Genomic DNA, 22,724 nt, shown 5'->3' with positions numbered 1-22,724 from the left:
TTCGTCATCCCGGCGAAAGCTGGAATCCATGTTGATCTTCGCTGCTAATCCGCGGCCCCCAGCTGACGCATGAATTGCGGGTGCGTGCGACAGCACGCCAGCCCTCACCCCAACCCCTCTCCCGCAGGCGGGAGAGGGGCTCCAGAATCGAACTGCTCTGCGGTGAGCGGGCGGGGCTCGGTAATCAGAACAACCCGCCCTTACGCTGCTGCGCGAACGCCCAGGTCCACAGCTCCGGGGTCGCATACGCGGCGTCCCAGCTGTTGTGCCCAAGCTCGGCGAACTCGGTGTAGCGCACGTTGCCGCCCACGTTGCGCAGCGCTTCGACGAGGTGGCGCGACTGGTCCGGAGTCACGACGTCGTCTTTCCCGCCGTGGAAGGCCCACACCGGCAGCTTCTGCAGTTTCTGTGCGGCGGCGAGGAAGGGATCGGGCGCCAGCGCCACGCCCTCGACCTGCAGGTGTTCCTTCAGCGCCGGCGGCTGGGTGATGCCGCCGCAGACCGGCACCAGCGCGGCGAAGCGGCGCGGTTCCATGATCGCCAGTTCCAGTACGCCGTAGCCGCCGCGCGACATTCCGGTGAGCACGATGCGGTCCTCGTCGCCGTCGAATTCGTCGATCGCCGCATCCAGCGCGGCCAGCGCGACGCGCGCCTGCGTGCCGGTCCACGACGTGCCGTCCGGCGACTGGGGGAAGACGACGATGGCCGGGAACGTCTTCGCGTGTTCGCGCACGAACGGGCCGAGGCCGACGTCGACCTGGCGCTGGTTGTCGGTGCCGCGCTCGCCGGAGCCGTGCAGGAACAGCACGGTCGCGGGATGCTTCCCGCCGGCCTGTCGCGACGGCACGAAGACCTGGTAGCGATGGCTGCCGCCGTCGACCACGACGCTGCGTTCGACGAACCGGCCCGGCGGCACCTCGCGCGGCGTGGTCGCGCAGGCGGCGAGTGCGAGCGCCAGGGCGACGACGGCGAGGCGGGTCAGAAGGGAAAACGCGGAACGCGGAAACGAAGGCATGGACAGGCTCCTGGCATCGGCCCGCATGATTGGCGCAGCCGCGGCGCATCGCAATGGCGTGCGTCGCAGATCGCGACGCGGGTCCGCATCGGACGCCTCAGCGCAGCAGGATGATCGTCGCCAGCCCGAGGAAGGTGAAAAAGCCCATCACGTCGGTCACCGTCGTCAGGAAGATGCCCGACGCGAGCGCGGGGTCGTAGCCGAAGCGCCGGATCGTCACCGGCACCAGCACGCCGGCCACCGCCGCGAACAGCAGGTTCGCCGTCAGCGCGGTCGCGATGACTATCGACAACCCGACGCTGTGGAACCACAGCAGCACGATGAGGCCGAGCAGGGTGCCGAGCACCAGGCCGTTGAGCAGCGCGACGCGTGCTTCCTTCCACAGGAGCGTGCGCACGTTCGCCGCGCCGACCTGGCCCAGCGCGAGGCCGCGCACCATCAGCGCCAGCACCTGCGTACCGGCGTTGCCGCCCATGCCGGCGACGATGGGCATCAGCACGGCCAGCGCGACCAGCTTGTCGATGGTGTCGGCGAATTCGCCCACGACGCTCGCCGCCAGGAAGGCGGTGGCGAGGTTGATCGAGAGCCAGATCAGCCGTCGGCGCATCGCGCGCCAGACCGGGCTGAAAAGGTCCTCGTCCTCGTCCAGGCCGGCGGCGCTCAACGCCTGGTGCTCGGCCTGGTTGCGGATGATGTCGACGACGTCGTCGATGGTGATGCGGCCGAGCAGGATGTTGTTGTCGTCGACCACCGGGGCGCTGAGCCAGTCGTGGTCGGAGAACTTGCGCGCGACCTCGTTGGCCGATTCCTCGACGTCGATCGCCGGCTGTTCGTCGTCGATCAGCTTGTTGATCGGCGTGCCGGGCTCGTGCGTGAGCAGCGCCGCCAGCGCGATGCGGCCCAGGTACTGGTGCCGCCGGCTGACCACGTACAGGTGGTCGGTGTGCTCGGGCAGTTCGCCGCGCAGGCGCAGGTAACGCAGCACCACGTCGATGGTGGTGTCGGTGCGCACCGTCACCACGTCGGGGTTCATCAGTCGGCCGGCGGTGTCCTCCGGGTACGACAGCACCTGTTCGAGCCGCTCGCGGTTCTCGCGGTCCATCGACTTGAGGACTTCGTCGATGACGGTATCGGGCAGGTCCTCGACGAGGTCGGCGAGGTCGTCGATGTCGAGGTCTTCGACCGCGGCGATGATCTCGTCCGGGTCCATCTCGGCCAGCAGGCCTTCGCGCACGTCGTCGCCGACGTGCACCAGCACCTCGCCGTCGTCTTCCGCATCGACCAGCCCCCACACCACCGTGCGCTTGCCCGGCGGGAGCGATTCGAGGAGGTTGCCGATCTCGGCGGGGGAGAGCGTGTTGACCAGCCGGCGCACGGGGCCAAGGCGGCCGCTGTCCAGTGCATCGGAAAGCAGGCGCAGTTGGCGCGCGGTCTTGTCGTGGCGGACGGCTTCGGCCATGCGGGGCTTCCCGGGCTTCGTGAGAAGCGTGGTCGCGTCGGGCCGCTCGGGCACGACAGGGTCAGGTGTTCATCGCGACATTATCGCCCCGAACGCCGGGGATGCCCACCCCTTCGCGCGCATCGCCGATGCGGCATCACGCCACGACGGGTGCGTTCTCCGCGATCCATTCCTCGATGCCGGCGCGGTCGCGCGCGCGCAGCAGGGCAGGGGCGCGCGACTGCAGTTGCGCGAGGTCGCAATGGCGGATCGTGCGGCGCAGTTCCAGCAGCGTGGCCGGGTGCAGGCTGAATTCCATCAGCCCCAGCGCGAGCAGCATCGGTGCGAAGTGCGAATCGCCGGCCATCTCGCCGCACACGGCCACCGGCTTGTCGCGCTTCCGGGCCAGCTGGATGACGTCGCGCACCAGCCGGATCACCGCAGGATGCAGCGGCGTATAGAGACTCGTCAGCGCCTCGTTGTTGCGGTCGGCGGCGAGCAGGTACTGCACCAGGTCGTTCGTGCCGATCGACAGGAAGTCCACGCTGCCGATGAACGCCGGCAGCGCGATCGCGGCGGCCGGCACCTCGATCATCGCGCCGAGCGGGATGTTGTCGGCGATCGCGTGGCCCTGTTCGCGAAGTTCCAGCGTGACGCGCTTGAGCGTGGCGCGCACCTGGCGCACTTCCTCGCGCGTGGAGATCATCGGCAGCAGGATCCGCAACGGTCCGTAGCCCGACGCACGCACCAGTGCGCGCAGCTGCGCTTCCAGCAGGCCCGCGCGCGCGAGCGACAGGCGCACGCCGCGCAGGCCGAGCGCGGGGTTGGGTTCGTCGCGAAGGGCCAGCCCGGTGCGGTCCGCCTTGTCGGCGCCGAGGTCGAGCGTGCGGATCGTCACGGCGCGACCGGTCATGCCGAGCACGACGTCGCGGTAGACACGGAACTGTTCTTCCTCATCCGGCAGTTCGTTGCGCTGCAGGAACAGGAATTCGGTGCGGTACAGGCCCACGCCGGCCGCGCCGAGCGCATGCGCCTCGGCGACGTCGTCGCGTGATTCGGCATTGGCGTAGAGCTTGATGTCCACGCCGTCGATCGTGCGCGTGGGTTCGCGGCGCAGGCGGTGCAGTTGCTTGCGTTCGCGCGCCAGCTCGCGCACGCGGCCGCGATGCGCGCGCAGGTCGTTCGCGTCGGGCTCGAGGATGACGTTGCCGGTGGCGCCGTCGACCGCGAGCACGTCGCCGTCGTTGATCCGCTGCAGTGCGCCTTCGGCCCCGACGACCAGCGGCAGGTGCAGGCTGCGCGCGAGGATCGCGCTGTGCGACAGGATGCTCCCGGTGGTGGTGACGATCGCCATCACCCCCTGCGCCTGCAGTTGCGCGATTTCCGCCGGCGCGACGTTGTCAGTCACCAGGATCTCACCGGCGACGCCCGGCATGCCCGCATCGTGGCGATGCAGCGCGGCGTGGATGCGGCCGATCACCTGGTCGATGTCGTCCACGCGGCTGCGGAAATAGGCGTCGTCCATCGTCTGGAAGACCGAGGCGATGCGATCGCGCTGCAGGCGCAGCGCGTAGTCGGCCGAATAGCGACCGGTGCGGATCAGTTCGTCCAGTCCCTGCAGCAGTTCGGGGTCGTCCAGCAGCAGGCTGTGCAGGTCGAGGAATTCGCCGACTTCGTGGGCGAGCGCGCCGTGCAGGCGTTCGCGCAGGGCGAACATTTCCTCGCGCACGGTCGCGATGGCCGCGTGAAGGCGGACGATCTCGCCCTCCACGCGCTTGGCGGGGATGTGTTCCTCGACGACTTCCAGTACATGCGGCAGGCGGACGCGTGCGCGGCCGAGCGCGCTTCCGCGCGAGGCCCCGTGACCGACGAACGTCTGCCTCATCCGCGCCTCAGCTGTCTTCGTCGAAACGGCGTTCGAACAACGACACCACCGCCTGCGCGGCGTGCTCCTCGTCGTCGCCTTCCACGCGCAGGCGCACCTGCGTGCCCTGGCCGGCGGCGAGCAGCATCACGCCCATGATGCTCTTGGCATTCACTTCGCGGCCCTTCGCCGTAAGCGTGGCGCTGCTGCGATAGCCCGACAGCGTCTGCACGAGCTTGGCCGTGGCCCGCGCATGCAGGCCGAGTCGATTGCTGACGGTCAGTTCGTGCTCGATCATCGTCGCGTCCTCCGGGCCCGTTGCCGGTCCCGCGTGTGTGTTGCTCCAGTCATGCTTTTTCCAGCTGTTTCGCGCCCGACCGGGCGTCAGGCTTCGTCCAGGATCACGCCGTTGCGCGCGCCGGCGGCGGCGACGGCCGGCAGTTCGTCCAGGCCCAGGTCGGCGTAGTTCATCACCCGCAGCAGCATCGGCAGGCTCACCGCCGATACCCGCCGCACCGGCGTGCCCAGCCGCGCGACCTTGGCCGCGAGGTTGCTGGGCGTGGCGCCGTAGAGATCGGTCAGCACCAGCACGCCGTCGCCGGCATCCACGCGGCGCAATGCCGCGCTGGCCTGCGGCAGCAGGGCGTCCGGGTCGCCTTCGAACGGCACCTCGAGTGCTTCGGTCCGCAGCGGCAACTGGCTCAGCAACCGGCGCGCCACCGCGACCAGCGCGGTGCCGATGCCTTCGTGGGTGATGAGGAGGATGCCGACGGCCATGGCGTCAACTTAACAGGTCCGGGTGACGGCCCGGAAGCGGGAAACAGGCCGTCTTGCGACTTCCGCGATGCTCGGCCCGCAAAGGTCCCGGAGTCGTGTTGAAGACGGTCACGAATCCGCAGCGCCGGATACGAGAACGGCCCGCGGGTGCGGGCCGTTCGGGGCGGGATGTCCCCGCGCGATCACGTACGCGGCGGAGTGGTGCTGTCCTGCGGCGTGGTCTGGTCGGCCGGCGGCGTCGTGCCGTCGGTGGGCGGCGGGGTGGTGGCCGGCGGGGCCGTCGTATCCGTAGGCGTCGTCGTATCGGTCGGCGGCATCGTGCTGTCGGTCGGCGGCGTGGTGGTGTCCGCAGGTGGCGTGGTCGTGTCGGCCGGCGGCGTGGTGGTATCGGCCGGCGGCGTTTCGGTGGCCGGCGGGACGACCTCGGTTTCGTGCTTCTGGCAACCGGCCAACGCCAGCGTCGAGGACACGAGGATCAGCGCAAGGGCGCCGGTAAGTCGATGGGTATTCATTCGGTTGGTGCTCCTTTGGTCTCAGGGGGAACGGCTTGTCGATGGGGTCTTGTCGTTGGGGGCCCGCGCGAGACGCGCGAGGATCATCGCGGCGTCGAGGTATCGGTGCGCTGGTGGCCCGCTGCGTATTCGGCTTCCGACACCTGCCCGTCGCCGTCCCGATCGACCTGCGCGTAATGGCTGGTCAGTCGTGCGTCGGCCGCGGCTTCGTCCTTGCTCACCTTGCCGTCGGCGTTGACGTCGAGGTCGGAGAAGCTGAGCGTGCGCGGGGTCGTGTCGGTGGTACTGCCGGTCGGTGGCGACGTGGGCGTCGGCGGTTCGGTCCGCTGTGCGAGGGCAGGGGAAGCGAACGCGACGGCCATCGCGATCAGGACCGTTCTTGTCACGGTGGACTTTCGCATTGCACTCTCCTGCGGATGAGCGCCGTCGATCAGCGCAACCCGACCGTAGCCTCGGCACCGCAAGGCGCGCGCAAGCGTGATGCGAAAATTTCGTGAGGCGTGCTCATGCGACGGCACGAGTCAGGACGCATTCACCGCGATAGGCGGCCTTCGTTGCGGTGCCGTGAAGAAGCCCGGAATGCGAGGAAGATCGCGCGCCGATCAATCCAGCTCGCGATGATGCACGGCGACCTCGTCCCAGCCCTGCTCGCGCGCGTGCTCGGCGAAGCGTTCGGCCAGATACACCGAGCGATGGCGACCGCCGGTGCAGCCGAAGGCGATCGTCGCGTAGCTGCGCGTGCTGTCCACGTGCAGGCGCGGCAACCACGTGTCGAGGAACGTGCGGATCTGCTCGAAGAACAGGTTCACGTCGGCCTGCGATTCCAGGTATTCGCGGATCGCCGCATCGCGCCCGGACAGCGGGCGCAGCACCGGATCCCAGTGCGGGTTCGGAAGCGCGCGCGCATCGAAGACGAAATCCGCATCGGGCGGTACGCCGCGACGGTACGCGAAGGATTCGAACAGCAGCGACATCCCGGTGTCGCCGCCGATGCCGAACTCGGTCAGCACCTGCCGCCGCAGCTGGTGCACGTTGAGCGTGCTGGTGTCGACCACCGCATCGGCGATGGATCGCAGCGGCTTGAGTACCTGCCGCTCCAGCGCGATCGCATCGGCGAGCGACAGCCCGAGGTGGCTCAGCGGATGGCGACGACGCGTGTCGGCATAGCGCTTGAGCAGCGCACTTTCGTTCGCGTCGAAGAACACCAGCCGCGGATCGAGTCCGAGCTTGCCGACGGCCGACAGCCACTCCGGAATGTTGCTCAGGTCGCTGTGGCGGTTTCGCACGTCGATGCTTACCGCCATCTTTGCCGGCGCGCCATCGTCGGCCCGCATCACGCTGGCGACGAATTGCGGCAGCAGGTCCGCGGGCAGGTTGTCGACGCAGAAATACCCCAGGTCTTCGAACGTGCGCAGTGCGACGGATTTGCCCGAACCGGACATGCCGCTGACGATGACAAGCGTGGAGTTGGGCGTTTCGCTCATGGCGCTGGCAGGCGAAGGGAAGGTGCGCGGTCAGGAATCGCCGCGTTCGAGGAAGTTGCTGTGTCGCGCGATGAACGCCGCCGCCGGGTCCAGCCCCTTCATGCGCAGGCTGTGCAGGCGCGTGGCTGCTTCGGTCAGTACGGCGAGGTTGCGGCCGGGCATGACGGGCAGGGTGATCATCGGCACGTCGAGGTCGAGCACGCGACGCACGCCGCTGTCGCCGGTGAGCCGTTCCATGCCCATCGGCTTGGGTTCGGTCATCGGCCTGCCGAGGTGCACGATCAGGCGCAGGTACTTGTTGTTCTTCACCGCAGTGTCGCCGAACATCTGGCGGATGTTGAGCACGCCCAGGCCGCGTACTTCGAGCAGGTCCTGGAGCATTTCCGGGCACGTGCCGTCGAGGACGTCGGGCGCGATCTGCGTGAATTCAGGCGCATCGTCGGCGACCAGGCGGTGGCCGCGCGTCACCAGTTCCAGCGCGAGTTCGCTCTTGCCCGATCCCGACTCGCCGGTGATCAGCACGCCGATGGAGTAGATCTCCATGAAGACGCCGTGCAACGTCACCCGCGGCGCGAGTGCGCGCGCGAGGTGGTACTGCAGGTGGTTGAGCAGCTCATGCCCGCGTCGCGGCGAGACCCACAGCGGCGTGTTGCTTTCCTCGGCCGCGATGCGCAGGTCTTCCGGGCACGCCTGGTCCTTGCTGATGACCAGCGCGAGCGGGCGGAACTGCATGATCTTCTCGATCGTCTCCCAGCGCAGGCGCGGTTCGAGCGCGTCCAGCCACGCCAGTTCCTCGGTGCCGAGGATCTGCACCTTGTTGGGATAGATCGCGTTGAGATAGCCGGCCAGCGACGGACGGCGCGCGACGGTGTTGACCGCTTCGAGGATGCGACGGTCGCCGCGTTGCCCGGCCAGCCAGCGCAGGCCGAGACGATCGCGTTGTTGTTCGAACAGTTCCCCTGCGCTGATGCTGGTGCTCATCCGGGCCCTCAGGCGGCGCAGGGAAGGAAATCGGGGCCCGAGCCGCCCAACAGCTGGCGCAGGTGGCCTGCGTCGCGGGCCTTGCGCAGCGCGGCGCGATATTCGGGATCGGCGAAGCGCTCGGCGATCTCCGCCAGGCGTTGCAATTGCGCGTTGACGTCGTGCTCGGGCACGAGCAGCGCGAGTACGAGGTCGACGGGCTTGCCGTCGGCCGCTTCGAAATCGACGGGGTGCTCGACGCGAAGAAACGCCGCACGGCATTCGTCGATGTCGGCCACGCGCGCGTGCGGGACCGCCACGCCGTCGCCGATCGCAGTGCTGGCGCGGCGTTCGCGATCGCGCAGGGCGAGCGAGATCGGCGCGCTGTCCTCGCCATCGGACAGCAGCCACGCCGCTGCGTCGAGCACGCGCAGAAGTGCGGGCGCGCCCTCGGACGCGCCCGCTTCTATCGCGTGGCCATCCAGGATGGCGACACGCGCGCGTGACAACAGATCATGCAGCGGCATGGTGTGGGGTGGCGGGTCTCGGTCAGCCGAAGCTGTTGCTGCGGGCGGCGCTTTCGCCGCGATGATGGTCGACGACCTTGCTGCGGTGTTCGCGAAGCAGGCGGTCGAGCTTGTCGGTGAGCAGGTCGATGGCGGCGTACATGTCCAGCGCCTGCGCGTCGGCCACGAGCGTGCGGCCGGCGAGATTCACGGTGGCCTTTGCGCGGTGGTTGGGTTTCTCAAGGCTCAGCTGGGTGCGGACATCGAAGGGTTGTTCGCAATGGCGCTCCAGTCGCGAGAGCTTGCTTTCCACGTAGTCCCGCAGGGCGGGCGTGACCTCGATCTGCTGGCCGTAAGTTTCGATGCGCATCGAAGACCTCCTTTACGTCGCGACGGGAAGACAGGATGGCACGCCCGGTGCGTTGCGCAAGGGGCATCCATCCGCAGTTTCGGGCTTGCGCGTCGAACGCTTTGATCCGGCAAGGTTTTGTGATCGCCGCTTTCACGCAACGATCCCGATTTCCTAACCGATCCTTACGCGGTCCTGCGAGGACGGGATGCTCATGGCCTCGCGGTATTTGGCGACGGTGCGGCGCGCGACCGGGACGCCGGTGGCCTTGAGGGTCTCGGCCAGGCGGGCGTCGGAGAGGGGCTTGCGGGGATTTTCAGCCTCGATGAGGCGGCGGATCATCGCCTGGATCGCCGTGCTCGACGCCTCGCCACCGGTACCGGTCTCGATACCCGATGCGAAGAACGCGCGCAGCGGCACCGTGCCGCGCGGGGTGCGCGCGTACTTGCGGGCGATCGCGCGCGAGACGGTGGATTCGTGCAGGCCGACCTCGGCCGCGACTTCGCGCAGGGTCAGCGGCCGCAGCGCGCTGTCGCCGAACTCCAGGAACGCGGCCTGCTGTTTGATCAGGCAGCGCGCCACCTTGATGAGCGTTTCGCCGCGCGCCTCCAGGCTCTTGAGCAGCCAGCGCGCTTCCTGCAGGTGTCCGCGCAGGTAGCTGGCGTCGGTGCCGCTCGCGTGGCGCAGCATGTTCTCATAGCCGCGATGGATCGAAATGCGCGGACGCATGCCGTCGGCCAGCGCCACGCGCCACAGGCCGTGCTGGCGCCAGATCACGACGTCGGGTGCGACGTAGGTGTCGCTGGCGATGGCGCCGATCTGCGCGCCGGGGCGCGGATCGAGCGAGCGCAGCAACTGCACGGCCGTTTCCGCTTCGACCAGATCGAGCTTGAGTTCGGCCGCCAGTCCCGCCACGCCGACGCGCGGCAGGCGTTCCAGCGGGCCATTGGCCAACTGGTGGGCCAATGCGCGCCCCGGCGTCTCCGGCGGCAGCTGCGCGAGCTGCAAACGCAGGCATTCGCCCAGCGTGCGTGCGCCCACGCCCACCGGGTCGAACTGCTGGATCTGGTGCAGCACGGTGGTGAGTTCGTCCTGGCTGCATTCCAGCGAGGACTCGAGTGAGGCGGCGATCGCGTCCAGTGGTTCGCGCAGGTAGCCGTCGTCATCGATGGATTCGATCAACGCCACGCCGATCGATCGATCGCGTGAGGAGAGCGGGCTGAGGTGCAGCTGCCAGAGAAGGTGATCGTGCAGCGTGTCCGATTCTGCGACCTGTTCGGCGATCGGCGTGTCGTCGTCGCTGTCGGCCGGGCCCACGCGTTCGTACCAGGGCTCGCCGTCGGTGTTCCATTCGGCTTCCGGCGGCAGGTGTTCGGGTTCGGCGCCGTTGGTGGCGCTTTCGCCCGCGGATTCACCATTGGTGGCCGAGCCGTTGGTGACGCTGATGGCGGTTTCGGTCCAATCGAGCAGCGGATTACTCTCGACTGCCGCGGCCAGTTCAGCCTCGAGCTCGACCGCAGACAGCTGCAGCAGGCGGATCGCCTGACGCAACTGCGGTGTCATCACCAGCTGTTGTCCGAGTGCGGCTTGAAGACGCGGTTTCATTGTCCAATGCCAACGCGACCAGGGGGAACCGACGGCCGCGTGGCTATGGGTGTGCGGTGAAACCGCACCCTTCGACTACATCCTTACAGCCGGAAGGTTTCGCCCAGGTAGACGCGACGCACATCGGGGTTCGCAAGCAACGCATCCGGTGCACCCTGCGCCAGAACGCCGCCTTCGTTGAGGATATACGCACGATCGCAAATGCCCAAGGTTTCGCGGACGTTGTGGTCCGTGATCAGGACCCCGATTCCGCGATTCTTGAGATGGCTCACGATCCGCTGGATCTCGCCGACCGAAATCGGGTCCACGCCCGCGAAGGGTTCGTCGAGCAGCATCAGGCGCGGCCGCGCAGCCAATGCGCGTGCGATTTCGACACGACGGCGCTCGCCGCCGGAGAGACTCGCGCCGATCTGGTCGGCGACATGGCCGACCTGGAGTTCGTCGAGCAGGCTGTCGAGTTCGCGGTCACGACCGTTGCGGTCCAGGTCCTCGCGAAGCTCGAGCACCAGGCGGATGTTGTCGGCCACCGACAGCTTGCGGAACACAGACGGCTCCTGCGGCAGGTAGCCGACGCCGTACTTGGCGCGCGCGTACATGGGCTCGGACGTGATGTCCTTGCCGTCGAGCACGATCTGCCCGGCATCGGCGGGAACCAGGCCGACGATCATGTAGAAGCACGTGGTCTTGCCGGCGCCGTTGGGGCCGAGCAGGCCGACCACTTCGCCGGCATCGAGCGTGAGGCCGAAGTCCTTCACCACTTCGCGCGAACGGTAGGCCTTCCGCAGGCCTTGGGCGACCAGCATCAGCCGCCCCCCTGGTTCTTCGGAATGATGCGGATCTTCACGCGATCGTTCGTGCCCTGGCCGCCGCCCTGCACCTGGCCGGTCCTCATGTTGTAGACCACACGCTCGCCGGCGATCGAGCCCGACGGCTGGCGGATGTTCACGCTGCCGGTGAAGACGACGATCTCGGTCTTGAGGTCGTAATCGACCTTCTTGGCGACGGCGTCCATCTGCTTGCCGTCGTCGAGTTCCTGCTTGAGCGTGACCGGCGAGCCGGTCAGCACCACGCGCACCGGATCGCCGTTGGCCGAGGTGATCACGGCCTGGTCGGCGCGGATCTCCAGCGTGCCCTGCGTGATGATCACGCCGCCGCTGAGCACCGTCGGACGGCTGTCGTCCATCGAGTAGTCGCTCTTGCCGGCGTCGATGTCCATGGGCTTGTTGCGATCGGACGTGCGCGCGAACAGCGTCGCCGGCATGAGAGCCAGTGCCAGCAGCACAGCGCTAAGGGGCAGCACGTTCATATCGGGCCTTGACGTCGTTCTTGAGGGTGATGCGCTTTGCATCGAGGTCGGCATCCAGGCCGCGGCCGTTCAGTATAAGGCCGGGCTGCGTGAGGGTTACCTGCGAAGCCGTGGTGGCGCGGCGCGCATCGGGGAAGACGTTCAGTTCCTCGGTAACGATCTTGATCGGCTTGCCGTCCGCATTCGCGCTCTGGGCGCGCACGCCACCGAGCAGACGCACCTCGTCCGCCTTCTCGCTGACCCAGCCGTTCTGGGAGTTGATCGTCCACGCCGAGGCCTGGCTGCCTTCACGCGGCGGGATCTGGAATTCGGGCGTGGCGATCTGCATCGTCCGCACGTCCGGATCGCGCTCCAGCTTCGGCGCCACGACGGTGAAGGACTCGCGTCCGCCCTCATCGAGCACCGTGGCCTGGAAGTCGTGCAGCACGTAGTCCGGACGTTTGCCTACGGGGCCCGTCGCGGTGCCGCGGTCGCGTTGCTGCCACATCATCCAGCCGCTGAGCAGGGCGCCGCACAACAGCGCGAGCGTGCCGATTGCGCGCCAGTTCATCGCGCTCCACTTCATGCGTTGCCTTCCACGCGCACGCCTTCCACGCGCAGCAGGTCGGCGAGCAGGCGTTCGGCGTGGCCCTGCGCGGCGAGCAGCAGGTCGCAGAATTCGCGAACGGCGCCATGGCCGGCGCGCGCGGTCGTGCGCCAGTGCACGCGTTCGGCGACCCAGCGGTGCGCATCGGCCGGCGCGACCGCGAAGCCGGTCTGCAGCATCACGCGCAGGTCGGCAAGGTCGTCGCCCATGAATGACACCTGTTCCATGCCGATGCCCAGTCGCGCGGCGATGTCCTGCACGCACGCCAGCTTGTCCTTTACGCCCACGTGTACCTCGTCGATGCCCAGGTCGGCGCCGCGGCGTTTCGCGATGGGACCGCCGCGCGCGGTGATGAAGGCCACGGCGATGCCGACCTTGCCCAGCAACGTCAGGCCCTGGCCGTCGTGCACGTGGAAGGCCTTCAGCTCGCTGCCCTCGCCATCGAAGTACAACCGCCCGTCGGTCAACGTGCCGTCGACGTCGAAGCACGCGAGCCGCACGCGTGTGGCGCGTTCGCGGATGTCGGCGGGGTAGTCGTTGAGGTGGCTGTAGGGCATGGGTTCTTAGACCACCCTGGCGCGCAACAGGTCATGAATGTTGAGGGCGCCGACCACGCGTCCTTCAGCGTCCACGACCAGCAGGCCGCTGATCTTGTGCGCTTCCATCAGTTGCGCCGCTTCCACCGCCATCGCGTCGCTGCCGATGGTCTTGGGCGAACGCGTCATGACCTCGACGATGCGCGTGTTGCGCAGGTCGAGCCGATCGTCGTCGAGCGTGCGGCGAAGGTCGCCGTCGGTGTAGAGGCCGAGCAGGCGATCGTTCTCATCGACCACCGCGGTCATGCCCAGGCGCTTGCGGCTCATCTCGACCAGCGCTTCGCTGACGCTGGCGTCGGCGCCCACGCGCGGAACGCTTTCGCCCGAATGCATGATGTCGGCGATGTGCAGCAGCAGGCGGCGCCCGAGCGAACCGGCCGGGTGCGAACGCGCGAAATCGTCGGCGGTGAAACCGCGCGCGTCGAGCAGCGCGACCGCGAGCGCATCGCCCATCGCGAGCGAAGCGGTGGTGCTGGAGGTCGGCGCCAGCGCGAGCGGGCATGCTTCGGCGTGGACGCTCACGTCCAGATGCACATCGGCTTCGCGCGCGAGCGAGGAATTCGGCCGGCCCGTCATCGCGATGAGCTTGTTGCCCTGGCGCTTGAGCACCGGCAGCAGCATCAGCACTTCGTCGCTTTCGCCCGAGTAGGACAGCGCCAGGACGACGTCGACGTCGGTGATCATGCCCAGGTCGCCATGCCCGGCTTCGCCCGGATGCACGTAGAACGCCGGGGTGCCGGTGGACGCCAGGGTCGCGGCGATCTTCCGGGCGATGTGTCCCGACTTGCCCATCCCGGTGCAGACCACCCGCCCCTGCGAGGCGAGGATCAGGCGGCAGGCGGCGCTGAAGTCGCCATCGATGCGCGCGGCGACTTCGGCCAGCGCCTGCGCTTCGATCTCGAAGACGCGGCGTCCGCTCGCGGCGAGCGTGGCCGGGTCGTCGGCGTAGGTCGACGCGTGGAGGGGCGAGGAACGCGAGGGGACGGGAATGCTGACCATGGGGCGCGCCATTTCGGACCGGGGGTCTTTCCGCTAGGCTAATCCCTCCATTCTAGGCGGTTGCGCCGGCAAGTGCCCGTCACGGGCGCCCCGACAGCGCCAGGCCGATGGCCACCGCCGGCATGCGCGGCGCGCAGGACGCGCGAAAACCGCACGCTTCCAAGCCCATTCCCCCGAAGCCCAGACTCCAAAGGCCGTCCCTTGAACCCCGACACCATCCGCCAGCTGATCGAACAGGGCCTGCCCGGCGCGCGCGCCGACGTGCAGGGCGACGACGGCGTGCATTTCGAAGCCACCGTCGTGGCCGAAGCCTTCCGCGGCAAGCTGCCGCTGGCCCGCCATCGTCTGGTGTACGCCACGCTCGGCGACCGCATGGGCGGCGAAATCCACGCGCTCGCGCTCAAGACGCTGACGCCGGAAGAAGCAGGACAGGCGTAGTCGGCGATTGGTGGCCGACGATTCGTCGGCCCTCTTGAATCCACGCAGCGCGCGACCCCATCACGAATCACCAATCACGAACCACGTCCCCATGCAAAAGATCGTTGTAGAAGGCGGCGCCGCGCTCAACGGCGATGTGCAGATCTCCGGCGCGAAGAACGCCGTGCTGCCGATCCTGTGCGCAACGCTGCTCGCCGATGGCCCGGTATCGATCACCAACGTGCCGAACCTGCACGACGTGGTGACCACGGCCAAGCTGCTGGGCGAACTCGGCGCCGGCATCACGGTGGATGAGGGGACGCTCGGCCGCGGCCGCGGCATGGTGATCGACCCCACCACCGTCCACAGCCACGTCGCGCCGTATGAGCTGGTCAAGACGATGCGTGCCTCAGTGCTCGTGCTCGGTCCGCTGCTGGCCAAGTACGGCGCGGCGGAAGTCTCGCTGCCGGGCGGCTGCGCGATCGGCTCGCGTCCCGTCGACCAGCACATCAAGGGCCTGCAGGCGCTGGGGGCCGACATCACTGTCGAGAACGGCTACATCAAGGCCCGTCGCGACGGTCGCCTGAAAGGCGCGCGCTTCGTGTTCGACATGGTCACCGTCACCGGCACCGAGAACGTGCTGATGGCCGCCGCGCTAGCCGAAGGTACCAGCGTGCTGGAAAACGCCGCTATGGAGCCGGAGATCGTCGACCTGGCCGACTGCCTCAACGCGCTGGGCGCGAACATCGAGCACGCCGGCAGCGGCCGCATCGTCGTGCACGGCGTCGAACGCCTGCACGGCGGCAGCCACCACGTGCTGCCCGATCGCATCGAGACCGGCACCTTCCTCGTCGCCGCGGCGATGACCGGCGGCCGCGTGACCGTGCGCAACGCGCGCCCGGACACTCTCGACGCGGTGATCGACAAGCTCAAGCAGGCCGGCGCCGACATCACCGTCGATGGCGATCGCATCACGCTCGACATGGGCGGCCGTCGTCCGAAGTCGGTCGACCTTACCACCGCGCCGCATCCGGCGTTCCCGACGGACATGCAGGCGCAGTTCATGGCGCTCAACTGCATCGCCGAAGGCGTGGGCGTGATCAACGAGACCATCTTCGAAAACCGTTTCATGCACGTGTCGGAACTGCAGCGCCTGGGTGCCGACATCCGCGTGGAAGGCCACACGGCGATCGTGCGTGGCGTGCAGCGCCTCAGCGGTGCGCCGGTGATGGCGACCGACCTCCGCGCATCGGCGTCGCTGGTGCTCGCGGGCCTGGTCGCCGAAGGCGCGACCACCATCGACCGCATCTACCACCTCGATCGCGGCTACGAAAACATCGAGGAAAAGCTCTCGGGCCTCGGCGCGAACATTCGCCGCATCGCGGGCTGATCCACGATGGCGCTGATCGATCTCTCGCGAAGGAAGTCGGCTCCCTTTACCGCGCGCCGCATGGCGACGCTGGGATTCTTCGTCACGCTGCTCATCGTCGTCGGCTGGCTGCACTTCACCGGTGCGGCCGCCACGCGCGGCATCGAACGCAAGGACATGGACTGGAACAACGACGGCAACGTCACCATGCGCGAGATGCTGCAGTCGTTCTACGCCGTCACCGTCACCACGACGACCGAAGGGGCGCGCGAGTGCCGCACGTTCGCGTTCCGTGGAAGCGAGCAGTCGCTGCGCGTCGACTGCAAGACGGTGGTGCAGCCGGCGTCGAAGTAAGCCGCAGCCCGGCGCTTCGAACGGCGCGCCTGTCGGTTGAAACGAAAAGGCCCCGCGATGCGGGGCCTTTTGCTTGTCGGTGATGTCGCGGATCAGCGGACGTTCTGTACCCGCAGGTCGATCGCGTCCTGGCCCTTGTCGCGCTGGAGGATGCGCGCCGGCACCGGCATGCCGTCGACCACCCACGCGATGGTTTCCTTGTCGCCCTGCTTGCTGACGACCTTGGTCGCCTGCTTCGACTGGCCGCCGACGGTGATCGCTTCCTTGCCGGCGACGGTGTAGGTGAGGTCCTTGACGCGGCCATCCTCGACCATCCGGTAATGCGTGGTCTTGCCGGCCTGCACGTCGCGCACGATCGCCAGGTTGATCAGCAGCGCGTCCATGTCGCCGGCCTGCAGCTTGATCGGGCCGGCGCGTTCGGGTTTCACGTCGCCCGTCCACGTCGCCACGCCCTTGGACCAGTCGTAGGTGGCGTTCTTGTTCTGCTTCTTGGTGAGCACCTGCGAGCTGTCGTTGCCGGACACCGGGCGCCACTGGCCGCCGGTATCTTCAAAGACGGTCGTCTGGCGCAGGTTCGCCAGCGGGCTGGTCACCGAGAGGCTGTACTTCCAGCGATTGGTGCCGTCGGCGACGAGCGTCATCTTGCCGGCACCCTGCATGCCCATGTAGCTGGCCTGGTAATCGGCGGTAAAGGGCTGGATCGCCAGCGCCGGCGCGCTGACCGCAGCCAGGATCGCCGCTGCAACCAACGGGCGCAGCAGGCGGGTGGTGAAGCGAGCCTTCGTGGGGGCCATCAGGGAGCTCCTTTGTAGTCGACCAGGCGCAGGTCGTAAGTATCCGTGCCGTTTTCGCGCTGCAGGATCCGCACGGGGGTGGGGACGCCTTCCACGACCCACACTACCGTTTCGTCGTTGTTCGAGCCCTGAACGCGGCTCACGCGCATCGCGTTGAATCCCATGCCGTCGACGGTGACCGGTTCCAGATCCTGCGCGACGGTGAAGTTGTGGTCGCGCGCGCGACCGTTGTCGACGAAGCGGTACTGCAGCGCCTTGCCGGGCTGCGCGTCGCGGACGATCGCGAGGTTGATCAGCAGCCCGCTCATGTCGCCGTCCTTCAGCGGCACCGGCACTTGGCGCTTCTTCTTCACATCGCCCGTCCAGCGCGCGGTGCGCGCATTCCAGTCGTAGGTGCCCGTCATCTTGCGGCCGACGAAGATCGCCTTGCGCACCGTGCTCTGGCTCAGCGGCCGATAGACGTCGTTGCCGACGACATCGAACACCGTGCTCTGCTGCGCATTGACGTTGGCCAGGCCCATCAGGCCCTTCGTGCCGCGCATGTCGAGATCGATGCGCCAGTGCGCGGGATTCGCGTCGGGCACGACCTGCATGGTCGCTTCGCCCAGCGGCTTGCCTTCGTTGAAGATCTGGTAATTCGCCACGAACGGCTCCAGCGCCGACGCCGGCGCGGAAAACGACGCCAGCACGAGGCAGAGCAGCGGGGCGGTGGTGAGGACGCGGGAGAGGTGCTTCATCGACAGCCAGTACGTGGGAAGGTGCCGTGTCATGCCGATTCCCCGGAAGGCCCGTCAGACGGGGCCTTCGGCGCCGGGGGCACGCAGGGCACCGGCGGAATCTAGGAGGAGCGGCGTAAACAGGGCATGACCGTCCAGGGTCGTGGTGGTTCCCCGTTCAGCCAGCCGGCCCGCGACCGCCAACCGCAGCACCGCGAGCAGCAGCGGGTGCTCCACTTCGAGCACGCGCGCAGCCAGCGCATCGGCGTCATCCCCGGGGCGCACCGGCACGCGCGCCTGCGCGACGACGGTGCCGGCATCGAGTTCGGGAATGACGAAATGCACGCTGGCGCCATGCTCGGCCTCGCCGTCGGCGATGGCGCGCGCGTGCGTGCGCAGGCCGGGGTACTTCGGCAGCAGGGACGGATGGATGTTGAGCAGCCGTCCCTGGAAGCGTTCGACGAAGGCATCGCACAGGATGCGCAGGTAGCCGGCGCAGACGATCCAGTCCGGCTGCGTGGCCTTGATCGCATCGCCGAGTGCGGCGTCGAAGGCCTCTCGCGAGGCGTAATCCTTCGGGCTCGCACTCCAGCGCAGCGCCGGTTCAACGCGCTCGAGCGCCGCCGCGGACGGCTTGTCGGAAAACACGCCGACGATGCGCGCCGGCAGCGTGCCGGCGTCGATCGCATCGAGGATCGCCTGCAGGTTGCTGCCGCGCCCCGACACCAGCACCGCGATGCGGTCGGGACGCGTCGGCGTCGCGCTCAAGTGCGCGCTCAACCGATGTGGACGCGGCTTTCGAGCGACGCGCCCGCGGCGGCCTTCACGACCTGGCCGATCGGGCGATGACGCAGGCCCAGGCGGTCGAGGTCGGCGTTCACCGCGGCGACATCGCCGGGCGCGACGACCAGCACGAAGCCGACGCCGCAATTGAAGGTGCGCCACATCTCTTCGTTCGGCACGGCGCCTTCGCGCTGCAGCCACTCGAACACCGGCGGCAGCACGATCGCCGACGCCTCGATGTCGAGGCCGAGGCCATCCGGAATCACGCGGATGATGTTTTCGGTCAGGCCGCCGCCGGTGATGTGCGCCATGGCGTGCAGGTCGTGCTTGCCGAGCAGTTCGAGCACCGGCTTCACGTACAGCTGCGTCGGTGCCATCAGCGCGTCGATCAGCTTGACGCCGCCAACGTCGAGGTCGGCCGGGCGGCCGGCGCGATCGTAGATCCTGCGCACCAGCGAGTAGCCGTTCGAATGCGGGCCGCTGGAGGCGATTCCGATGAGCACGTCGCCCTCGCGCACCTTGGCGCCGTCGAGCAGCTTGGACTTCTCCACCGCGGCGACGCAGAAGCCGGCGAGGTCGTATTCGCCCGGCGGGTACATGTCGGGCATTTCGGCGGTCTCGCCGCCGATGAGCGCGCAACCGGACATCTCGCAGCCCTTCGCGATGCCGCCCACCACGGCGACCGTGGTGTCCACGTCGAGCTTGCCGGTGGCGAAATAGTCGAGGAAGAACAGCGGCTCGGCGCCCTGGACGAGGACGTCGTTGACGCACATCGCCACCAGGTCGATGCCGATGGTGTCGTGGCGGTTCAACTGCTGCGCCAGCTTGAGCTTGGTGCCCACGCCGTCGGTGCCCGAGACCAGCACCGGCTCCTTGTACTTGCCCGACAGGTCGAACAGCGCGCCGAACCCGCCGAGCCCGCCCATCACCTCCGGACGGAAGCTGCGCTTGACCAGCGGCTTGATGCGTTCGACCACCTCGTTGCCCGCGTCGATGTCGACGCCGGCGTCGCGGTAGGTGATCGGAGTGGGGGCGGAGGGGGAACTGGACACGGGCGGCCTCGTCGGTCGCGGGAGATGAAGCGGCGATTTTAACAGTCGTGACGAGCTTGAATGGACGGGCCGGGCCTGCCTGCGGCACCATTTCGGCTGATGACGCACCCAGGTACAGCGATGGTTCGGGCAATCCGCGCGGAAATGCCGCGCACGACGTTCCTCCGGAAGCTCCATTTCCTGATGATGGCCGCCGCCTTGATGGTGGCGAGTTCCGGCGCCTGGGCCCAGCGCGTGGAGGGCGATCGCGCCCGCGCCGAGGGCATCTACGCCACCGAGGTGAAGGTCAACGGGCAGGGCGAGACCGAGCGCAACGGCGCGTTCGCGCGCGGCCTGGCGCAGGTGCTGGGCAAGCTGTCGGGTGACCGCAGCGTGTCGTCCAAGCCCGGCGTCGGCAACGAGCTGCGCCAGGCGAAGATCTACGTGAAGCAGTACGACTACCGCCAGGACGAGGGCGTCGGTCCGACGGGCGCGCCGAGCTTCAACACCCTGCTGGTGATCCAGTACGACGAGGAGGCCGTCAACGACCTCGCCGCCACGCTGGGCATCGCGATCTGGCCGCAGCCGCGGCCCAAGCCGGTGCTCTGGCTGGCCATCGACGACGGCAGCGGCCCGCGCCTGGTCGGCCTGCCGCAGGTGAATGCGGCCCGGCCGGCCCTGAACCGCGCGGTCGAACGGGGCTACAAGCTCGGCCTCCCGACCGGCAACGCCGCCGAACAGGCGGCCGTCGGCGCGATCTGGCGCGGCGACAGCGCCGCCGTGGCACGCGCGTCGGCGCGCTACAGCCCGCCGATGCAGCTGATCGGCAAGCTCTACCGCGATACCACCGCCGGCTGGAAGGCCGACTGGACCTTCGTCGACGCCGGCAAGGTGCTGGCGAACTGGTCGCAGACCGGCGCCGACGCCCGCCAGCTGATGGCCGGTGGAGCCGATGGCGCGGCCGATGCCCTGATGAAGCGTTACGCCAAGCGCGCGCCGTCCGGCGAGCCGGGCGTGTACCGCGTCACCTTCACCGGCATCGACAGCAGCGATGATTTCATCCGCCTGGCGGGCTATCTGCAGAAGCTCTCGGTCGTGCGTCGCCTCGCGCCGGTGCGCGCGACGCCGCAGGGCCTGGAATACGAACTCGACCTCGTCAGCGGCATGCCGGGCTTCAACCGCCTGCTTGCGCGCGACGGCGTGGTCGATGTCATGGAAGGCCTGGAAGGCCAGCCGCCGGTCTACCGCCTGCGCTGACGTCATCACCGACAAGGAACCGCATGCAATCGCAAGCCCTGGACGACATCGCACGCTTCCTGCGTCGCCTGCAGTGGACGGCGCTCGCGCTGGCCGTGTGCTGGCTGGTCTGGGTGCTCGCACCGATCCTGACGCCGTTCGTGTTCGCGCTGATCCTGGCGTGGCTCGGCGATCCGCTGGTCGACCGGCTCGAACGCGCCGGGCGCTCGCGCAACGTCGCGGTGACGCTGGTGTTCACCGCGATGGCGCTGATCGTGCTGGCGGGCCTGCTGATCCTGGTGCCCTTGCTTGAACGGCAGATCGAAACGCTGATCGCCTCGTGGCCGCACTATCGCGACTGGTTCATGGTGACCGCGCTGCCGTGGGTCGAACAGCGCCTGGGCATCGAACTCACCGATTGGCTCGATTTCGGCCACCTCAGCCAGCTCGTACGCGAGAACTGGGACCGCGCCGGCGGCATCGCCGCGACGGTGCTGGGGTATCTCTCGCGCTCGGGCTTCGCCGTGATCGGCATCGTCGCCAATGTCGCGCTCCTGCCGGTGATCACCTTCTTCTTCCTGCGCGACTGGGATTTGCTGGTCGAACGCGTCGCCTCGCTGATCCCGCGTGACCACCTGGACGTCGTGAGCCGCCTGGCGCACGAATCCAGCGAGGTGCTCAGCGCCTTCCTGCGCGGCCAGTTCCTGGTGATGCTGGTGCTGGGCGTGATGTACGGGCTGGGCTTGTGGGCGGTCGGACTCGACCTCGGCATCCTCATCGGCCTGATCGCCGGACTGTTGACGTTCGTGCCGTACCTCGGCCCGGCCAGCGGCATTCTTCTCGGCGTGATCGCCGCGCTCGTGCAGTACGGCGACTGGCAGCACGTCGCCGGCGTGCTGGTGGTGTTCGGCATCGGCCAGGTGATCGAGAGCTACGTGCTGACGCCCAAGCTCGTGGGCGATCGCATCGGCCTGCACCCGGTGGCGGTGATCTTCGCCGTGCTCGCGGGCGGGCAGCTGTTCGGCTTCCTGGGCATGCTGCTGGCGCTCCCGGTGTCGGCGGTGGTCAACGTGCTGCTGCGATACGCGCAGGAGCGCTACCGCCACAGCCGTCTCTACGTCGGCACGCATGCCTTGCCCGAGGACGCCGTGCCCGATCCGCTCGCCGATCCGCACCTGCCGCCGCCGGTCGACCGCAAGCCCGAGTGATCGAAGAGCGAGTAATCCCGCAGTGAGCGTTCCGCAGTTGCCGCTGGCCTTGCGCTATCCGCCCGACCAGCGACTGGACACCTTCGTGCACGCGCCCGCCGGCGCGATCGAACAACTGCGCGCGCTGGCCGACGGCCAGGCCGATGCGCGTCGAGACAGCACCTATGTCGCCGGCCCCGCCGGCGTCGGCAAGACGCATCTGCTGCTGGCGACGTGCGCGGCGACCGAAGCCGCAGGCCGTCGCGCCGCGTTCCTGCCGCTCGCCGCGGCGGCCGGGCGTCTGCGCGATGCGCTGGAATACCTCGAAGGCAACGACGTGATCGCGCTCGATGGCCTGGACGCCATCGCCGGCCATCGCGAGGACGAAGTCGCGTTGTTCGACGCCCACAACCGCGCGCGCGCCGCGGGCCGCGCGCTGGTCTATGCCGCGCGCGACATTCCCGACGCGATCGGGCTGACCCTGCCGGACCTGCGTTCGCGACTGGGACAGTGCACGCGCATCACGCTCGCGCCACTGGACGAAGACGGCCGTCGCGACGTGCTGCGCCAGCGTGCCCAGCGACGCGGGCTCGTGCTCGAAGACACGGCGCTCGACTGGCTGCTTCGACGCGTGGGCCGCGATCTGGGCGGACTCACTGCGCTGCTGGATCGACTCGACCGCGCGTCGCTCGCGGCGCAGCGCCGGGTGACGGTGCCGTTCCTTCGGCAGACGCTGGGGAGTGGGGAGTCGGGGTCGTAAATTCGTCATGCTGGCAAAAGCCGGGACCCAGGCCCGCGATCCGTCAGCACCCTCTCGTCATTCCAGCGAAAGCTGGAACC

At 68.4% G+C, this 22,724-nt stretch carries 27 protein-coding genes; 6 read left to right on the top strand and 21 right to left on the bottom strand.

What is annotated here, in order from left to right; all coding sequences use genetic code 11:
- Nucleotides 1–184 precede the first annotated feature (184 nt).
- From GOY17_RS14725 to GOY17_RS14645, 17 genes are all read right to left on the bottom strand, one after another.
- The gene (locus GOY17_RS14725; protein WP_157030961.1) at nucleotides 185–1,015 is read right to left on the bottom strand and encodes a carboxylesterase family protein; all 831 of its coding nucleotides are present in this window, start codon (nucleotides 1,013–1,015) and stop codon (nucleotides 185–187) included.
- 97 nt (nucleotides 1,016–1,112) lie between these two features.
- The gene (mgtE, locus tag GOY17_RS14720; protein WP_115842559.1) at nucleotides 1,113–2,474 is read right to left on the bottom strand and encodes a magnesium transporter; all 1,362 of its coding nucleotides are present in this window, start codon (nucleotides 2,472–2,474) and stop codon (nucleotides 1,113–1,115) included.
- 136 nt (nucleotides 2,475–2,610) lie between these two features.
- Nucleotides 2,611–4,338 (bottom strand): phosphoenolpyruvate--protein phosphotransferase, encoded by a 1,728-nt coding sequence (ptsP, locus tag GOY17_RS14715; RefSeq protein WP_115842558.1) that lies wholly within the window; start codon nucleotides 4,336–4,338, stop codon nucleotides 2,611–2,613.
- 7 nt (nucleotides 4,339–4,345) lie between these two features.
- Complete coding sequence (locus GOY17_RS14710) at nucleotides 4,346–4,615, bottom strand: HPr family phosphocarrier protein (RefSeq protein WP_115842557.1); 270 nt, start codon at nucleotides 4,613–4,615, stop codon at nucleotides 4,346–4,348.
- An 86-nt stretch (nucleotides 4,616–4,701) separates the two neighbouring features.
- On the bottom strand, nucleotides 4,702–5,094 hold the full coding sequence (locus tag GOY17_RS14705) for a PTS sugar transporter subunit IIA (protein WP_115842556.1): 393 nt from the start codon (nucleotides 5,092–5,094) through the stop codon (nucleotides 4,702–4,704).
- A 182-nt stretch (nucleotides 5,095–5,276) separates the two neighbouring features.
- On the bottom strand, nucleotides 5,277–5,606 hold the full coding sequence (locus tag GOY17_RS14700; RefSeq protein ID WP_157030960.1) for a hypothetical protein: 330 nt from the start codon (nucleotides 5,604–5,606) through the stop codon (nucleotides 5,277–5,279).
- 83 nt (nucleotides 5,607–5,689) lie between these two features.
- Nucleotides 5,690–6,007: an EF-hand domain-containing protein gene (locus tag GOY17_RS14695; RefSeq protein ID WP_157030959.1), complete on the bottom strand. Its 318-nt coding sequence runs from the start codon at nucleotides 6,005–6,007 to the stop codon at nucleotides 5,690–5,692.
- Nucleotides 6,008–6,208: 201 nt separating this feature from the next.
- Nucleotides 6,209–7,090, bottom strand: a complete 882-nt coding sequence (rapZ, locus tag GOY17_RS14690) for an RNase adapter RapZ (RefSeq protein WP_115842553.1) — start codon at nucleotides 7,088–7,090, stop codon at nucleotides 6,209–6,211.
- Nucleotides 7,091–7,120: 30 nt separating this feature from the next.
- Nucleotides 7,121–8,071 carry an HPr(Ser) kinase/phosphatase gene (hprK, locus tag GOY17_RS14685; RefSeq protein ID WP_115842552.1) on the bottom strand — a complete coding sequence of 317 codons (951 nt, stop codon included), beginning with the start codon at nucleotides 8,069–8,071 and terminating at the stop codon, nucleotides 7,121–7,123.
- 8 nt (nucleotides 8,072–8,079) lie between these two features.
- A complete protein-coding gene (locus tag GOY17_RS14680; protein WP_192631437.1) occupies nucleotides 8,080–8,559 on the bottom strand; it encodes a PTS sugar transporter subunit IIA in 480 nt (159 codons plus the stop codon).
- A 40-nt stretch (nucleotides 8,560–8,599) separates the two neighbouring features.
- Nucleotides 8,600–8,926, bottom strand: a complete 327-nt coding sequence (gene hpf, locus GOY17_RS14675) for a ribosome hibernation-promoting factor, HPF/YfiA family (RefSeq protein WP_115842550.1) — start codon at nucleotides 8,924–8,926, stop codon at nucleotides 8,600–8,602.
- A gap of 153 nt (nucleotides 8,927–9,079) precedes the next feature.
- Nucleotides 9,080–10,510 (bottom strand): RNA polymerase factor sigma-54, encoded by a 1,431-nt coding sequence (locus GOY17_RS14670; protein WP_157030957.1) that lies wholly within the window; start codon nucleotides 10,508–10,510, stop codon nucleotides 9,080–9,082.
- 83 nt (nucleotides 10,511–10,593) lie between these two features.
- Entirely contained in the window at nucleotides 10,594–11,313 is a 720-nt protein-coding gene (lptB, locus tag GOY17_RS14665) for an LPS export ABC transporter ATP-binding protein (protein WP_115842548.1), read from the bottom strand.
- Nucleotides 11,313–11,771, bottom strand: a complete 459-nt coding sequence (gene lptA / locus GOY17_RS14660; protein WP_198173701.1) for a lipopolysaccharide transport periplasmic protein LptA — start codon at nucleotides 11,769–11,771, stop codon at nucleotides 11,313–11,315. Before lptA ends, lptB begins: the two co-directional genes overlap by 1 nt.
- A 25-nt stretch (nucleotides 11,772–11,796) precedes the next feature.
- On the bottom strand, nucleotides 11,797–12,366 hold the full coding sequence (gene lptC / locus GOY17_RS14655) for an LPS export ABC transporter periplasmic protein LptC (protein WP_198173700.1): 570 nt from the start codon (nucleotides 12,364–12,366) through the stop codon (nucleotides 11,797–11,799).
- Nucleotides 12,367–12,377: 11 nt separating this feature from the next.
- The gene (locus GOY17_RS14650; RefSeq protein WP_157030954.1) at nucleotides 12,378–12,959 is read right to left on the bottom strand and encodes a KdsC family phosphatase; all 582 of its coding nucleotides are present in this window, start codon (nucleotides 12,957–12,959) and stop codon (nucleotides 12,378–12,380) included.
- Between the two features lie 6 nt (nucleotides 12,960–12,965).
- Nucleotides 12,966–13,997, bottom strand: a complete 1,032-nt coding sequence (locus GOY17_RS14645; RefSeq protein WP_157030953.1) for a KpsF/GutQ family sugar-phosphate isomerase — start codon at nucleotides 13,995–13,997, stop codon at nucleotides 12,966–12,968.
- A 201-nt stretch (nucleotides 13,998–14,198) separates the two neighbouring features.
- Between GOY17_RS14645 and GOY17_RS14640 the strand changes: the two genes are divergently transcribed.
- The 3 genes from GOY17_RS14640 (at nucleotide 14,199) to GOY17_RS14630 (ending at nucleotide 16,137) form a co-directional block, all read left to right on the top strand.
- On the top strand, nucleotides 14,199–14,435 hold the full coding sequence (locus tag GOY17_RS14640) for a BolA family protein (protein WP_115842544.1): 237 nt from the start codon (nucleotides 14,199–14,201) through the stop codon (nucleotides 14,433–14,435).
- Between the two features lie 91 nt (nucleotides 14,436–14,526).
- A complete protein-coding gene (gene murA, locus GOY17_RS14635) occupies nucleotides 14,527–15,804 on the top strand; it encodes a UDP-N-acetylglucosamine 1-carboxyvinyltransferase (RefSeq protein ID WP_157030952.1) in 1,278 nt (425 codons plus the stop codon).
- 60 nt (nucleotides 15,805–15,864) lie between these two features.
- The gene (locus GOY17_RS14630; RefSeq protein WP_115842609.1) at nucleotides 15,865–16,137 is read left to right on the top strand and encodes an EF-hand domain-containing protein; all 273 of its coding nucleotides are present in this window, start codon (nucleotides 15,865–15,867) and stop codon (nucleotides 16,135–16,137) included.
- 92 nt (nucleotides 16,138–16,229) lie between these two features.
- Here the strand turns inward: GOY17_RS14630 and GOY17_RS14625 are convergent, their stop codons facing one another.
- Genes GOY17_RS14625 through purM form a run of 4 tightly spaced genes read right to left on the bottom strand, consistent with a single transcriptional unit; the run spans nucleotide 16,230 to nucleotide 19,482 of the window.
- Nucleotides 16,230–16,931, bottom strand: coding sequence for a DUF3108 domain-containing protein (locus GOY17_RS14625; RefSeq protein WP_157030951.1), 702 nt, complete (start codon nucleotides 16,929–16,931; stop codon nucleotides 16,230–16,232).
- Nucleotides 16,931–17,701, bottom strand: a complete 771-nt coding sequence (locus GOY17_RS14620) for a DUF3108 domain-containing protein (protein ID WP_232338442.1) — start codon at nucleotides 17,699–17,701, stop codon at nucleotides 16,931–16,933. The genes GOY17_RS14625 and GOY17_RS14620 overlap by 1 nt, the downstream gene beginning before the upstream one ends.
- Before the next feature lie 21 nt (nucleotides 17,702–17,722).
- Nucleotides 17,723–18,415 carry a phosphoribosylglycinamide formyltransferase gene (gene purN, locus GOY17_RS14615; protein WP_157030950.1) on the bottom strand — a complete coding sequence of 231 codons (693 nt, stop codon included), beginning with the start codon at nucleotides 18,413–18,415 and terminating at the stop codon, nucleotides 17,723–17,725.
- A gap of 8 nt (nucleotides 18,416–18,423) precedes the next feature.
- Complete coding sequence (gene purM / locus GOY17_RS14610; RefSeq protein ID WP_157030949.1) at nucleotides 18,424–19,482, bottom strand: phosphoribosylformylglycinamidine cyclo-ligase; 1,059 nt, start codon at nucleotides 19,480–19,482, stop codon at nucleotides 18,424–18,426.
- Nucleotides 19,483–19,602: 120 nt separating this feature from the next.
- Here purM and GOY17_RS14605 point away from each other — a divergent pair, with 120 nt between their 5' ends.
- The 3 genes from GOY17_RS14605 to hda are packed head-to-tail and all read left to right on the top strand — an operon-like array spanning nucleotide 19,603 to nucleotide 22,644.
- Nucleotides 19,603–20,718, top strand: coding sequence for a DUF2066 domain-containing protein (locus GOY17_RS14605; RefSeq protein ID WP_232338441.1), 1,116 nt, complete (start codon nucleotides 19,603–19,605; stop codon nucleotides 20,716–20,718).
- Nucleotides 20,719–20,741: 23 nt separating this feature from the next.
- Nucleotides 20,742–21,905: an AI-2E family transporter gene (locus GOY17_RS14600; RefSeq protein WP_115842538.1), complete on the top strand. Its 1,164-nt coding sequence runs from the start codon at nucleotides 20,742–20,744 to the stop codon at nucleotides 21,903–21,905.
- A 22-nt stretch (nucleotides 21,906–21,927) separates the two neighbouring features.
- Nucleotides 21,928–22,644 carry a DnaA regulatory inactivator Hda gene (gene hda, locus GOY17_RS14595; RefSeq protein ID WP_157030947.1) on the top strand — a complete coding sequence of 239 codons (717 nt, stop codon included), beginning with the start codon at nucleotides 21,928–21,930 and terminating at the stop codon, nucleotides 22,642–22,644.
- Nucleotides 22,645–22,724: the final 80 nt, after the last annotated feature.

This window comes from Lysobacter soli, from assembly GCF_009755585.1.
Taxonomy (GTDB): Bacteria; Pseudomonadota; Gammaproteobacteria; order Xanthomonadales; family Xanthomonadaceae; genus Lysobacter_J; species Lysobacter_J soli.
The sequence above is the reverse complement of the archived record's forward strand: the minus strand, read 5'-3'. Positions and strand labels throughout refer to the sequence as shown.

Coding starts and splice junctions, on each gene's coding strand:
- GOY17_RS14725 (WP_157030961.1), bottom strand. CDS start 1,015: ATGCCTTCGTTTCCGCGTTCCGCGTTTTCCCTTCTGACCCGCCTCGCC.
- mgtE (WP_115842559.1), bottom strand. CDS start 2,474: ATGGCCGAAGCCGTCCGCCACGACAAGACCGCGCGCCAACTGCGCCTG.
- ptsP (WP_115842558.1), bottom strand. CDS start 4,338: ATGAGGCAGACGTTCGTCGGTCACGGGGCCTCGCGCGGAAGCGCGCTC.
- GOY17_RS14710 (WP_115842557.1), bottom strand. CDS start 4,615: ATGATCGAGCACGAACTGACCGTCAGCAATCGACTCGGCCTGCATGCG.
- GOY17_RS14705 (WP_115842556.1), bottom strand. CDS start 5,094: ATGGCCGTCGGCATCCTCCTCATCACCCACGAAGGCATCGGCACCGCG.
- GOY17_RS14700 (WP_157030960.1), bottom strand. CDS start 5,606: ATGAATACCCATCGACTTACCGGCGCCCTTGCGCTGATCCTCGTGTCC.
- GOY17_RS14695 (WP_157030959.1), bottom strand. CDS start 6,007: ATGCGAAAGTCCACCGTGACAAGAACGGTCCTGATCGCGATGGCCGTC.
- rapZ (WP_115842553.1), bottom strand. CDS start 7,090: ATGAGCGAAACGCCCAACTCCACGCTTGTCATCGTCAGCGGCATGTCC.
- hprK (WP_115842552.1), bottom strand. CDS start 8,071: ATGAGCACCAGCATCAGCGCAGGGGAACTGTTCGAACAACAACGCGAT.
- hpf (WP_115842550.1), bottom strand. CDS start 8,926: ATGCGCATCGAAACTTACGGCCAGCAGATCGAGGTCACGCCCGCCCTG.
- GOY17_RS14670 (WP_157030957.1), bottom strand. CDS start 10,510: ATGAAACCGCGTCTTCAAGCCGCACTCGGACAACAGCTGGTGATGACA.
- lptB (WP_115842548.1), bottom strand. CDS start 11,313: ATGCTGGTCGCCCAAGGCCTGCGGAAGGCCTACCGTTCGCGCGAAGTG.
- lptA (WP_198173701.1), bottom strand. CDS start 11,771: ATGCCGGCGACGCTGTTCGCGCGCACGTCCGATCGCAACAAGCCCATG.
- lptC (WP_198173700.1), bottom strand. CDS start 12,366: ATGAACTGGCGCGCAATCGGCACGCTCGCGCTGTTGTGCGGCGCCCTG.
- GOY17_RS14650 (WP_157030954.1), bottom strand. CDS start 12,959: ATGCCCTACAGCCACCTCAACGACTACCCCGCCGACATCCGCGAACGC.
- GOY17_RS14645 (WP_157030953.1), bottom strand. CDS start 13,997: ATGGTCAGCATTCCCGTCCCCTCGCGTTCCTCGCCCCTCCACGCGTCG.
- murA (WP_157030952.1), top strand. CDS start 14,527: ATGCAAAAGATCGTTGTAGAAGGCGGCGCCGCGCTCAACGGCGATGTG.
- GOY17_RS14630 (WP_115842609.1), top strand. CDS start 15,865: ATGGCGACGCTGGGATTCTTCGTCACGCTGCTCATCGTCGTCGGCTGG.
- GOY17_RS14625 (WP_157030951.1), bottom strand. CDS start 16,931: ATGGCCCCCACGAAGGCTCGCTTCACCACCCGCCTGCTGCGCCCGTTG.
- GOY17_RS14620 (WP_232338442.1), bottom strand. CDS start 17,701: ATGACACGGCACCTTCCCACGTACTGGCTGTCGATGAAGCACCTCTCC.
- GOY17_RS14605 (WP_232338441.1), top strand. CDS start 19,603: ATGGTTCGGGCAATCCGCGCGGAAATGCCGCGCACGACGTTCCTCCGG.
- GOY17_RS14600 (WP_115842538.1), top strand. CDS start 20,742: ATGCAATCGCAAGCCCTGGACGACATCGCACGCTTCCTGCGTCGCCTG.